Source organism: Brevibacterium sp. S111 (assembly GCF_004745075.1).
GTDB lineage: Bacteria > Actinomycetota > Actinomycetes > Actinomycetales > Brevibacteriaceae > Brevibacterium.
On record NZ_RHFH01000002.1, the window covers coordinates 270516 to 283772 of the forward strand.

7 protein-coding genes are annotated in these 13257 nt (G+C 64.1%); 3 read left to right on the forward strand and 4 right to left on the reverse strand.

From position 1 onward, the window contains the following. Positions 1–139: 139 nt before the first annotated feature. Genes EB836_RS03570 through EB836_RS03585 form a run of 4 tightly spaced genes read right to left on the reverse strand, consistent with a single transcriptional unit; the run spans position 140 to position 7056 of the window. Positions 140–2605, reverse strand: a complete 2466-nt coding sequence (locus EB836_RS03570; protein ID WP_135537712.1) for a virulence factor MviN — start codon at positions 2603–2605, stop codon at positions 140–142. A 21-nt stretch (positions 2606–2626) separates the two neighbouring features. Further along, the gene (gene murJ / locus EB836_RS03575) at positions 2627–4246 is read right to left on the reverse strand and encodes a murein biosynthesis integral membrane protein MurJ (RefSeq protein ID WP_135537713.1); all 1620 of its coding nucleotides are present in this window, start codon (positions 4244–4246) and stop codon (positions 2627–2629) included. 3 nt (positions 4247–4249) lie between these two features. After that, positions 4250–6571, reverse strand: coding sequence for a DUF6049 family protein (locus EB836_RS03580; RefSeq protein ID WP_240689571.1), 2322 nt, complete (start codon positions 6569–6571; stop codon positions 4250–4252). Further along, positions 6568–7056 carry an NUDIX hydrolase gene (locus tag EB836_RS03585; RefSeq protein ID WP_135537714.1) on the reverse strand — a complete coding sequence of 163 codons (489 nt, stop codon included), beginning with the start codon at positions 7054–7056 and terminating at the stop codon, positions 6568–6570. Before EB836_RS03585 ends, EB836_RS03580 begins: the two co-directional genes overlap by 4 nt. 138 nt (positions 7057–7194) lie before the next feature. Here EB836_RS03585 and EB836_RS03590 point away from each other — a divergent pair, with 138 nt between their 5' ends. The 3 genes from EB836_RS03590 to EB836_RS03600 all read left to right on the forward strand — a co-directional run bounded on the left by EB836_RS03590 (position 7195) and on the right by EB836_RS03600 (position 13245). Then, complete coding sequence (locus tag EB836_RS03590) at positions 7195–8670, forward strand: CCA tRNA nucleotidyltransferase (RefSeq protein ID WP_240689572.1); 1476 nt, start codon at positions 7195–7197, stop codon at positions 8668–8670. A 144-nt stretch (positions 8671–8814) separates the two neighbouring features. Continuing rightward, positions 8815–10521 carry an AMP-binding protein gene (locus EB836_RS03595; RefSeq protein ID WP_135537716.1) on the forward strand — a complete coding sequence of 569 codons (1707 nt, stop codon included), beginning with the start codon at positions 8815–8817 and terminating at the stop codon, positions 10519–10521. Between the two features lie 357 nt (positions 10522–10878). After that, the gene (locus tag EB836_RS03600) at positions 10879–13245 is read left to right on the forward strand and encodes a transglycosylase domain-containing protein (RefSeq protein ID WP_240689573.1); all 2367 of its coding nucleotides are present in this window, start codon (positions 10879–10881) and stop codon (positions 13243–13245) included. Positions 13246–13257 lie beyond the last annotated feature (12 nt).

Sequence of the window (13257 nt, forward strand, 5' to 3'; positions counted from 1 at the left end):
TTGCTGTGCCCGACCCGTTATGGCGTGTCGTGCGGAGTGACTATCGTTTCTATAACCGTACGGTGCCGTGGACTATTCCGCACCTGCTGCCGCAGCTGCCTCGCCGCCCGCGGCACCTGCTGCGGAGAGACCATGTCTGTCAGGAGAACTGCACGGAGCTGATCGTGGCCTTGAAACCGCCGTCTGTCTGCGGCAGATCGGTCACCCACAGAATCAGCTTGTCGGTGGTGACCTTCTCATCGAACTTGACGGTGACTCCGCCATCGGCGTCGAAGACACCTTCGCCGATGACCTTCGCGTCCGCCGGATCGTCTCCGTCGCGGATCTCGAACTTACCGCCGGAGCTGCCCGACTTGACCTTGACCTTGCTGACGGTCGACTCGTCTTCGAACTCGAAGAGCAGACCGACTCCCGATTTGAGGTTGCCGAAGCTCGCCGAGTTGTAGCGGTCCGTGTTCCACGAACCCTCGGTGTTCGGAATGACGTTCTCGGTCTCACTGTCATGTTCCGAACCGTCACCCTCGGGATCGAGTGATTCGACCGACTCGATCTTCGGCGGATCAGCCTTCGGAGTCTCCTTCTTGGCCTTCTTCGTCGGTTCCTCGCTCGGAGCGGACGACTCAGCCACCGGAGCAGATTCGTCATCACCGGAATTGAAGTTGATGACGACGATGCCGATGATGATCGCCGCGACGACGGCGAGACCGAGCACCAACCACAGGAACGGCTTCCGGGTGGCTGCGAGATCGCGATCCTCCGAAGCAGAACCGCCGCCGCTGCCACCGGCCGCTGCACCGGCGGACCCTGCCCCGGCCCCTCCAGCCCCGGTCGTTCCCGCGACTGCGGCCCCTCCTGCGACTGCAGCTCCACCTGCGACTGCAGCTCCGGTCGCGGCCGACTTGGTCGAAGGCGTCTTCGACGATGTCGGCTTCGGTGCGGCGGCCGCAGCGGTGGAATCGCTGTGCTGCTGACGCGGCCGTCCTGCCGCCTTGCGTTCGGCCGGGCGAACGGACGCCGAATCCGCGGTCGGAGAGTTCTCGGTCGGCGGGGCCGCCTCGGTGCTGTGATCGTCATCGGTGTCCGGGGACAGCCGACGTATCTCCTTCGGCGGTGCCGCGGCATTGGCTTCCTGCTGCCGCGCGGCCGAGCTCGCTTCGAAAGCGGCAAGACGGCGGCGCGCCTCCTCTTCCTTCGCCTTCGCGATGCGACGTTCCCGCTCGTATTCGCGGCGCTGATGTTCGCGCTGCTGCTCATCGGTTTCGAATATGCCGCCGAGGAACCAGGACCCGTCGTCCTCTTCTTCGTCGTTGTCCATGATCACGCGCGTGTCGTTCTCATCGCCCTCGTCCTCGGGGACGATCTCGAGAGCCTGAGTGTCTGGGTCGGGATCGTCCTCCCGGCTCATGATCGGGGTTGTGAGGTTCTCATCGTATTCGTGAGCGGCGTATTCGGAGTATTCGGAATAGGTCTGCTCCGGCTCCCACTCCTCCCAGTCCTGGGCAGCGCTGTCGAGCTGCTCCTTGGCGATGGGGAAACTCGAGGCCTCCCTCATCTGCATCCGATCCGCGTAGCGTCCCGTAGTGCGTCCGACGACGCCCGCGGCCAGACCACGAGTGCCGGGACGAGTGATGCCCACGCGCACAAGAGCGGCCTGCACCTGATCCTCGCTGGCGCTGGCCGCACCTTCGGGGCCGGGGCCGATGGTCTTCGACCGGGGCGTAGGCAGGCTGGTCGCCTCATCGAAGCTGCGCGGCGAGGTCTCGAACAGCGTCTCGTTCTCAGCCACGGGCGCGCGGTTGACGTAGCGCAGCAGCTCCGGATCCCAGGAGTCGATGTAGCCGAGGATCTCGGCGACCGAACCGGGTCCGGGATCCGAACCGGTGATGATTCCACTGACGAAGTCGTCGAGCTCATCGGAGACATCGGGGTTGAGTGCCTTGACCCGCGCGATGCGCGCATTCTCCTTCTCCGCAGCAGGCAGGCCGTCGAAGGCTTCTTCCCCGGGCCAGTAACCGGTCAGAGCCGCGTAGAAGAGCTGGACGAGGGCCAGCGCGTCCCGACGCGAGGCCTTCGTCGGCGTGTAGTCCGTCTGCTCGACGAGCCCGGTGTCCAGCGCCAATGCCGCATCGATGCCGATGCCGGCGATGATCACCGCACCCTTCGAGGTCAATCCCACGACGCTCGGGCGCAGGAACATGTGGAACAGTCCCCGCCTGGCCGCCGTCACGAGTGCGGTGCCGATCTCGCCGATCAGTGCGCAGGCGGCGTCGACGGGCAGCGGCGACCGCGGGAGGATCTGATTGAACGGCGTCACCGCGATGCGTTTGATGACGATGTAGTCCAGGCCGTTCGAATGCCCGACATCGAGCGTCGGTGCGATGCGCGGGTCACCGAGGATCGACACGCGCCGAGCCGCCTCGAGGACATCGTTGGACCCGTCGGCATCGGCGACGAGGATGAGCACGGGCTCATCGAGGATCGCGTCGAGGCCCGTGCACACGGCACCGACCTCGGGCTTATCGGGAAGCCAACGTCGGTCCACAGTCGATACGACATAACGACCGGCCACCACCATGCCGGGTTCGATATCGATCAGGACGACCACCTCCGGTGGGGATTCAAGGGCTCAGGCTGCTCTTCTTAGTTTTCCAGCTACCACGTCAATAATCGAATGCAACTCTCTGACTCTGAGCAAATAACAAGCTCCGATGAAGAAAAGGAGCATGACGGTGCCGACGAGGGCGGTCGTGGCGATCGCCGGCAGGCGACCGGCCAGCGCGAAGTCCGGGAAGAAGTACAGCAGTCCGAAACCGGCACCTCCGGCGACGATCGCAGCGAGCAGGAACTTCACGTGCGAGGTGAGGATCTCGCGCAGATCGATCGCACCGAGGCGCTTCTTCAGGACTGCAAACGAGATGATCATCGCGAACAGGTAGCCCAGACTCATGATGAGACCGATGATCGCCACCGTCACCGACTTCGGGAAGATCGAAGCCGAGAGCACCGCCAGGGACTGGAAGACGATCTGCGGCAGCTGGATGAGGAACGGGGTCTTCGCATCCCCGTAGGCGTAGAACACGCGCTGTGCCAGATAGTTCGCGCTGAAGGGAACAAGCCCGAAGACCATCGTGATGATGACCAACCCGATGGCCATGGCCTGCTCGCGACCAGGACCGGCGATGATCATCGCCACCGGCGAGGCGAGGACGACGAGGGCGGCGAGAGCGAAGGTATTGACCATCCCGACCATCCGCACACCCATCGAGAAGTCGCCGACGACCGCCTCGGTGTCGTTTTCGGCGGCGTCCTTGGCCAAAGAGGTGAACAGGGCCGTGGCCAGGGATACTGCGATGAGCGAGTGCGGGAGCATGAACACGAGGTACGCGTTCGTATAGGCCGTGTTCGAAGCGTTTCCGTCTCCCGGCACCGAGGATCCGGCGGCGACTCGGGAGATGATGAGGAACCCGATCTGACCGACGAGCATCGCCGCGAACGTCCAGAAGGCGACCTTGCCGGCCGCTCCGAGTCCGACCCCGCGGAAGCCGAAGGTCGGTTTGTACTTGAAGCCGATGCGTTTGAGTGGCCAGATGAGGATGAGCGCTTGAGCTGCCACGCCGAGGGTGGCGGTGCCGGCGATGAGGGCGATCTTGTCCGGAGTCCAGGTATCCAGCCCGTGCGGGGAGGCGTTGTTCGTTCCGAAGACGATGATGAAGACCGCGAGGCCGGCGATCGCCACGATGTTGTTGAGCGCGGGCGCCCACATATACGGGCCGAACGAGGACTTCGCATTGAGGACTTGGCCCAGCAGCGTATAGAGGCCGTAGAAGAACAGCTGCGGCAGGCACCAGTACGCGAAGGCCGTGGCCAGCGCCAGCTGTTCGTGACTCCACCCCGAGGAATAGAGCCAGACGAGCAGCGGGGCGGCGACGGTCGCGATGATGGTCACCGCGCCGAGGATGAGGAAGGACAGTGTCAGCAGCCGGTTCGTGAAGTCCTCGCCGCCGTCCTTCTGTTTCGAGGCACGCACGATCTGCGGGACGAGCACGGCATTGACCACACCGCCGGCCAGCAGCATGTACAGGGTGTTGGGCACCTTGTTCGCGACGTCGAAGGCGTCGGCCTGGACGAAGGTCACACCGATCGCGGTGGCCAGCATCGAGGCCTTGGCGAAGCCGAGCACCCGCGAAGTCAGGGTGCCTGCGGTCATGATTGCCGAGGACCGGGCCAGGGATGAGAAGCTGGACAAGCGCTACCTCTTTTCGGGGTCGTCGGTCTGGGCGCGGGCCATCGCGTCGGCCAGCTGCTGCTCGGGGATCTTCGGACGCCCGCGCGAGATCGTCTTGATTAAGCCGATCACGAACACCGCGGCCAGGGCCAATCCGGCCACGGCCGTGCCGATGTTCTCCCAATCGGCGCGGACCCGCACAAGCAGCGACTCATCCCTGGGCAGGACGGCCCCATCGTCGGTGACCATCTCGATTGTGGTCGGCACATCGGCATTGGCCAGGCCTTCGACGGGGACGTCGACACGCATCGTCTCCGCAGCCGGAACCTGCACGGTCTCCGTCTCCTGGGTCCGCAGCTGCGGGGTGGAGGATTTCATTCGGATCCGCAGAGTCGCCTCGGCGGGGGAATCATTGACGATCGTGACGGGAATCGTCGTCTTCACGCCGGTGACGAGGAGGACGGACGATCCCTTGCGCAGGTGCAGGCTGTCCATGAGCTTCCGGCTCTGGTCCCGGGCCTTATCCGCGCAGTCGTTCGCCTTCGGATCCAGGGTCCACGCCGCCGAGGTGCAGCTGAGCAGTTCCCGATCCAAGCGGATGTCCGCGCTCTTCCGGTCGCTGAAGACGCTGTTGAAACCCGTCTGGTTCGATCGGGTCTGGGCCAGGGACGTCACCGTGGATTTGCGGATGTGCGCAGCGTCGGAATCGGTGCGGAGCAGCCCGCGGGCCTCCGACGGCGAGTCGAGGAGTTCGTCGGCCCCGGTCGGGGCGATCCACGGCGCGGAGGTGAGTGCCTCGACCGTCTTCTCCCACCCCGCCGAGGCGGCCGTGCGCGGCAGGGGCACCAGGAGGTTGCGCGCGCGATAGGGGGCCTCGGATTGGATCGCGGCCGATTCGGCGACGAGCTCGGACAGCGCCGAGGCGGGATGTTCGGAAGTGATCGCGGCGGTGCCCATGTCCGTGAGCTTCGAATCGGTGATCAGCGTATCGATCGTCGATTCCCCATCGTCGGTGATCGTCGTCTGCGAATGCGCATCGTCGTGGATGCCGGTGATCGACGGCTGCTGCTCATCACTGAGGATCGCCGTGGAGTTGCCCGACTTCTTCAGCGCCCGCAGTCCGCTCTTCGTCGCGCTGCCGGCCACGGGCCAGGCGATGTCCGTGCGTGCTTCGGGGAAGACGTCCTTGACGATCGCGCGCTGCTTTTGTGCGAAGGAGCCGAGCCGGTCGATCTTGCTGCCGTGGAGTGAGTGGAGATCGGGATCGCCGAAGGGCAGGGCGACGACCGTGTGCTTCTCTGCTTTGGAGACGAAGTCCTCGTACCAGGCGTCGAGGCGTTTGCGGCGCTCCTCTTCGGCTTTGAGTTCGGCGTCGCTGGCTCCGGTGTCCTCGTTCTCAGCGACTCCGACCGGTGGGGTCTGGGTCTGCTCACCGTCCTCGTCGCCGGGCTCCTCGGTCTGCTCCGAGCCCTCGCCGTCGGCGGGAGGAGGTTCGGCGATCGCGGCTTCGAAGGAGCTGATGACTCTCGGGTCGACGGCGAGTGCGAGTTCCTTGTGGTCGAGCAGCTTCATGATCGTCGACAGCGAACCGCCGTCTGCGATGGCCTTGTCGAGCTGCTCGGCGGGGATGAGTCCGCCCTCGGAATGTCCGGGCAGAGTGACCGGGGCGAGCAGGCTGAGCTTCGTCTGGTCGAACTTCGGCGTCGGATACCACGTCGTGAAGCCGAGCGCGGAGGCGCGCAGTCCGGTGCCGTCGCCGAGCTGAACGGCGAGACCGCGCGGACCCCAGGAACTCACGGGCGAGGACTTGCTCAGGCCCAGGTCGTCGGCCTCGACGGTGAAGGTGAACTCGGCGGAGGTGCCGGGATCGACGGTGTCCTCGATCGGCGTGTCGAGGGTGATCCCCGAGTCGCTGTCCGCCTCGGAGCTCTTGTCCTTCTCTGCCTTCTTCCGGGCCTTCGGTCCATCGTGTTCGAGGTCGGCGACGGTGCGGTGCTCAGACCCTCCCCGCTTCCAGGCGCTGAGCCGGGACTCCGAATCGAGCTTGCGGGTCGACATCTGCAGACTCAGGGTCGGCTTCTCGATCGCCTTGTCGGTGGGATTCGCGACGATTCCGCGGACCGTGAGCGTACCCTTCTCATCGACCCAGGGTGTGACCTCGTCGAGGGTGATCGTGGGCTTGTCCGCCTGTGTATCGGTCGTCTGCGCCTCCGTGGTGCCCTGAGTATCGGCTGCTGCCGGGGATGCGGACAGAAGCGGAAGCGCGAAAACCGGCCCTGCGAGCAGCATGAGCGTGCTCAGCAGGGCGGTGACGAATCGCAGGCGGCGGATGGGAATGGGTTTCACTGCTCCAGTCGGGACACCATCGGTCGGGCGGCGGCGACGATGCGGCGCTCATTGGCGAAGGAGAGTCGCGAACGCAGGTCGTTGAAGGGCACCCACGCGGCATCGATCGCTTCTTGGTCAGGATCATTATCCACTGTCAGGGTCCCCGATCGTGCGCGGAGGAGGAAATGGTGGACGAGTTTGTGGATCCGGATCCCGGTCACGGTGAACCAGTAGTCGACGGTGCCCAGCGGGCAGATGATCTGTCCCGCGATCCCGGTCTCCTCCTCCACCTCACGGCGGGCTGCCTCGGCGGGAGTCTCCGTGCCTTCGAGATGGCCCTTGGGCAGGCACCATTCGATCCGGCCGGCCCGGTTGATGCGCGCGATGACGGCCACGGTCAGCTTCGGATGAGAGAAGTCGACGACGATGCCACCGGCGGAGATCTCCTCCACCGTGGTGCGGCGGGACGCCCGGGGTCCCGGCTTGGGCATCGGTGTGGTCATTCTCCTACCTTAGTAGGCGAATCTTGGAAGTTCCGTGTCACCGGCTCCCGGTAGGCTTATGGGGATCGGAACTTCCGCCTGTGGCCGGGCGGCATGTCTGAGCCGGCAAGAGCAGAAATCTGGAAGAGAAGGAGCTCGGTGGACCCGCAGACCGCGCACGCCCGACTGCACGACAAGCTCGATGAGCTCGAACACATCCTCGGCCCGCTGGGTCAGAGGTTCTCCGCGGCCGGTTTCGAACTCGCCCTCGTCGGCGGGTCCGTCCGTGACGCGCTGCTCGGCCGTCCGATGCCCGACCTCGACTTCACGACCGATGCGCATCCCGATGACATCCTCGGGCTCATCGCCGACTGGGTCGACACGCACTGGGACATCGGTCGGGAATTCGGCACCATCGGAGCCGTGAAGTCCGGTGTGCAGATCGAGATCACGACCTACCGCGCCGAAGCCTATGAGTCCGATTCGCGCAAACCGACCGTGCGCTTCGGCACGGACCTCGACGCCGACCTCGTCCGCCGCGACTTCACCATCGGGGCGATGGCGATCCGCCTGCCGTCGAAGACCTTCGTCGATCCGCACCAGGGCTTCGACGATCTCATCGCTGGGCGCATCCGCACTCCCGGCGCGCCCGCGGACTCCTTCTCCGATGATCCGCTGCGGATGATGCGCGCGGCGCGATTCACCTCTCAACTCGGGCTCGACCCTGTTTCCGAGGTGGAGCTGGCGATGACCGAGATGGCCGAACGCATCGACATCATCTCCGCCGAACGCATCCAGGTCGAACTCGTCAAACTCATGACCGGCATCGATCCGGCCGCCGGCATCGACCTGCTTGTGCGCACCGGCCTCGCCGACCACGTCCTGCCCGAGGTGGCGGGACTGCAGCTCGAGACCGACGAGCACCACCGGCACAAGGACGTCTACCAGCATTCGCTGACCGTGCTGCGTCAGGCCATCGAACTCGAAGAACGCTATGCCGCGGCCCAGGCGGAAGCCGGCATGGCCGATGATGATCCGCAGCGTCTCAGAGTCCCGGACTTCGTCGTCCGCTTCGCCGCGCTCATGCACGATGTCGGCAAACCGGCCACGCGCCGCTTCCAGCCCGGAGGCGCTGTGACCTTCTACCACCATGATGCGGTGGGAGCGAAGCTCACGGCCAAGCGGATGAAGGCGCTGCGCTTCGACAAGGACACGACGAAGGCGGTCGGCCGCCTCGTCGAACTGCATCTGCGGTTCTACGGCTACGGGGATGCCGGCTGGACGGATTCGGCGGTGCGCCGCTACGTCACCGACGCCGGTCCCATGCTCTCCCGTCTGCACATCCTCACCCGTGCCGACGTCACCACCCGCAACAAGCGCAAAGCCGACCGGTTGGCTTTCGCCTATGACGATCTCGAGAAGCGCATCGACGTCCTCGCCAAGCAGGAGGAACTCGCGTCGATCCGTCCCGACCTCGACGGCCGGCAGATCATGGAGATCCTCGACATCGAACCATCGCCGCTGGTGGGCCGCGCGTACAAGCATCTGCTCGAGCTGCGGATGGAGCACGGACCACTCGGGCCCGAGCGCGCCGAGGCGGAGCTGCGCACATGGTGGGAAGACCACGGTCAGTGACCGACTGCTGCTGATCCGCCTGCGCCGAGTTCTCGACCGACCCCGCTGATCTGCGGACTGATCTGTGCTGATAGTTTCGGAATCGTCTAGATTTGTGCTTGGCGTCACAGACTGTGGCGTGGGCGATAGTGTGAGGAGAGAGCAATGACGGTGACCGACGAGTTCAGAGCAGCCCGAGATCAGCTGATCGAGCTCCGCAGCGACTACGACGCTGCCCGCGAGAAGTTCGAATGGCCGCGTTTCACACACTTCAACTTCGCCCTCGACTGGTTCGACAAGATCGCGGAGAACAATGACAACCCGGCCCTGTGGATCGTCGAACAGGACGGAACCGAGGGCAAGTGGAGCTTCGCGGAGCTCTCGGCCCGGTCGAACCAGGTGGCCAACCACTTCCGCCGCGCCGGCATCAAGCGTGGTGACCATGTCATGGTCATGCTCAACAACCAGGTCGAACTGTGGGAGACGATGCTCGCCGGCATCAAGCTCGGCGCCGTGCTGCTGCCCGCGACGACGCAGCTGGGGCCCATCGATCTGACCGATCGCGTCGAACGCGGCAAGGCCGAGTTCGTCGTCGCCGGCACCGAGGATGCCGCGAAGTTCGATGATGTCGAATCCGAAGTCGTGCGCATCGTCGTCGGCGGTGAGCCCACCCGCCAGCAGGACTACAGCTACTCCGACGCCGATGAGGAGAGCACCGATTTCGACCCGCAGGGCAGCTCACGAGCTGATGACCTGCTGCTGCTCTACTTCACCTCGGGCACGACATCGAAGGCGAAGATGGTCGCTCACTCGCACGTCTCCTACCCCGTCGGCCACCTTTCGACCATGTACTGGATGGGACTGACCCCGGGCGACGTCCACCTCAACGTCGCCTCGCCCGGTTGGGCCAAGCACGCGTGGTCGAACATCTTCACTCCGTGGATCGCCGAGGCCTGCGTCTTCCTCTACAACTACTCGCGCTTCGACGCGAACGCGCTGATGGAGACCATGGACCGGGTCGGTGTGACGAGCTTCTGCGCCCCTCCGACAGTGTGGCGGATGCTCATCCAGGCCGACCTCAAGCATCTGAAGAATCCTCCGACGAAGGCCCTGGGCGCCGGCGAGCCGCTCAACCCCGAGGTGATCGACCGCGTCAAGAACGACTGGGGCGTGCTCATCCGCGACGGCTTCGGCCAGACCGAATCGACCCTGCAGATCGGCAACCCGCCGGATCAGGAGCTCAAGTACGGTTCGATGGGCAAGGCCCTGCCCGGCTTCGACGTCGTGCTCGTCGACCCGGCCACCGGCGAAGAGGGAGACGAGGGCGAGATCTGTCTGCGTCTCGACCCGCGTCCCATCGGCCTGACCAGCGGCTACTGGAGCAACGAGGAGAAGACGGCCGAAGCCTTCTCCGGCGGTGTCTACCACACCGGTGACGTGGCCGAACGCGATGAGAACGGGTTCATCACCTACGTCGGCCGTGCCGATGACGTGTTCAAGGCCAGCGACTATCGACTCTCTCCGTTCGAACTCGAGAGCGTGCTCATCGAACACGAAGCCGTCGCCGAGGCGGCCGTCGTGCCCTCGCCGGACCCGCTGCGCCTGGCCGTGCCGAAGGCCTATGTCGTCGTCTCCGACAAGTTCGAGGCCAACGCCGAGACCGCACGGTCGATCCTCGCCTACTGCCGTGAGAATCTGGCACCGTACAAGCGCATCCGCCGTCTCGAGTTCGCCGAACTGCCGAAGACGATCTCCGGCAAGATCCGACGCGTCGAGCTGCGGGCGCGCGAGGACCAGCTCCACCCGTTCAGCGGCGAACCCGCCGTCGAGGGCAGCGAATACGCGGATACGGACTTCGACCTCAAGAGCTGACTCCGGTCGGTCGCACCCCTGGCCCCCCGGCCGCCTCGGTCGTGCAAACGCGCCGTTCAACAGGGAGTCAGGTTTTCGATGGTTCCTCGTATCGAAAACCTGACTCCCTGTTGAATGTGAGCAAACACGCACATGTCATGGTTGAAAATCATGCCGTGAAGTAAAATACCTGGTGAGATGCTCTGCGCCGGGTTACTCGGTGGACTGTACGGTAACCTCTCGCGATCGGAGGGTACGAGGCTCAGCACTTTTTCACCCTCTACTAAAGAAGGCGTGCCAGACTGAGGGGCGTCTTTGACCTTTTTCGGACCTCGTCGCCACGCATCGCGGCAGGCTGACTGACCTGGAGGACCTTGGGTGGCTAAGGGACAACACAGAGCCAAGAACATCGGCAGGAATACGAAGAATCTGCTCAACTACCCGCGAGCGGGTGTGAGCGGCTGGACTCGTTTCCTGCCGAGCATTCGCGTACTCGTCGTCGGCGGGCTCAGCCTCGTCATCGCGCTGTGCGTGCTCTTCGCTGTCGGATATGCGGCGACGGACATCCCGGAGCCGAACCTCGAGGCAACCGGTCAGACCTCGACGATCTACTACAGCGATGGCAAGACCCCCATCGGCCAGTACAAGGTCGAAGACCGCAAGTCCGTGGAGTTCGACGAGATCTCCGAGCCGATGCAGAAGGCCGCGATCGCCGCTGAGGACACCTCGTTCTACGAGAACCGCGGCATTTCGATCAAGGGTCTGTCCCGAGCGGTGGTCGGTGTGGCGACGAACAAGTACGCGGGTGGCGGTTCGACGATCACCCAGCAGTACGTGAAGAACTTCTACCTCACGAACGAGCATTCCTTTGATCGCAAGATCAAGGAGATGTTCATCTCGCTCAAGATCGACCAGCAGCAGTCGAAGGACGAGATCCTCACGAACTATCTCAACACCATCTATCTGGGCAGGCGCTCCTACGGCGTCGAGGTGGCTGCACAGAACTACTTCGACAAATCGGCGAAGGACCTCGACGTCAGTGAGTCCGCTCTCTTGGCCGCGATGATTCAGCGTCCCGGTGCTGCCGACCCCTCGGATAATCCCGAGGCTTACGAGGACCGCTTCGACTATGTGGTCAAGTCGATGGTCGACGAAGGCTTCATCACCGAAGATCAGGCCGTGAAGGTCAAGTTGCCGAAGGTGGAGAAGCAGAACAAGGAGTCCTCGCTGTCCGGCCAGAAGGGCTACATGTGGGACTTCGTTCGCCGCGAGGCACTGCGGAAGCTCGACATCGATGAAGCCCAGCTCGACCGAGGCGGTTACAACATCGTCACGACCTTCGACAAGGACCGGATGAAGGCGGCCGAACAGGCCATTAAGTCATTGCCGCCGAACCAGCCCGAAGGCATGCAGGCCGGACTCGTCTCGATCGACCCGGACAACGGTGGAATCGAAGCCTTTTACGGTGGCAAGAACTATCTCGACCAGGCATTCAATGCCTCCACACAGAGCCATGTGCAGGCCGGTTCGACGTTCAAGCCCTTCGCCCTTGTGGCCGGGTTCGAGAACGGTGTGCGCCTGACCGATTCCTACCCCGGTTCCAGCCCGACAACGTTGAACAATGACGGCACGCCCTGGCCGGTGAAGAACTTCGGGAATACGAGCTACGGACCGGTGAGCCTGCTCAAGGCGACCCAGTCCTCGATCAATACAGCCTATGCCGCTCTGAATGTGCAGGTCGGGCCGGACAAAACCGTAGACGTCGCCGAACGTGCGGGACTGAGCCCGAACTGCACGAAGAAGGAGATGAAGGCCGGCAATACGGGCGGCTGCTCGATCGAGCTGACCCCGAACCCGTCGAACGTGCTCGGCACACCGAGTGTCAAGCCCATCGATATGGCTTCGGCGTACGCGACCTTCGCCTCCAACGGTGTCCACCACGAGACCCACTCGATCAAGACGATCCACCAGGGTGCCGAGGACAAGGAAGTGTACAAGGCCGAGACCAAGGGAAAGCGCGTCTTCGACAAGGCCGTCGCTGCGGAGACCTCCTACGCTCTGCAACAGGTCGTCAACGGCGGATCGGGCAGCTACGCCCAGAACGTCGGTCGACCCGTAGCCGGGAAGACCGGTACTTCCACGTCGAACAAGTCGGCTTGGTTCTCCGGCTACACCCCGAACCTCGCAACCTCGGTCGTGCTCTACCGCGAAGTCGACGGCAAGTCGATCTCGATCGGACCCTATGGCGGACGCGGCGAAGTCACCGGTGGCTCATTCCCCGTGCAGGTGTGGACAGACTACATGCAGCAGGCCCTCCAGGGTGAGAAGGTCGAACAGTTCCCCGCCCGCGGAGAACTGCCCGACAAGCCGAAGCCGAAGAACACCAACGCTCCAGCGGCTCCGAAACCCAAGCCTGCTCCCAAGGCTCCGTCGGACAACAGCGACGGCGATAAGAGCAAGGAGACCAAGGCTCCGATCGAGCCGCCGAAGGACGACGAGGAAAAGGGCAAGGATAAGGACTCGGATTCCAAGGACGGCAACAAGGACTCCGAAAAGGACGCCGACGGTAAAGATTCCGACGGCAAGGACGACAAGAACTCCGACAACGGGGACAACGAGGATTCGGGTGACGGAGGCGACGGCGACGAGTCCGGTTCGGATGAGGACCCGCCGAAGGATAAAGATGATGGGCCGGCAGGCAAGCTTCCTGTTGAGCCGCCGAAGTCGCCGGGGCGCAATGACTAGTAACCTCTAGCC

Bases quoted from the DNA above. Each gene is read 5' to 3' on its own strand.
- EB836_RS03585 (WP_135537714.1), bottom strand. From the start codon at position 7,056: ATGACCACACCGATGCCCAAGCCGGGACCCCGGGCGTCCCGCCGCACC.
- EB836_RS03595 (WP_135537716.1), top strand. From the start codon at position 8,815: ATGACGGTGACCGACGAGTTCAGAGCAGCCCGAGATCAGCTGATCGAG.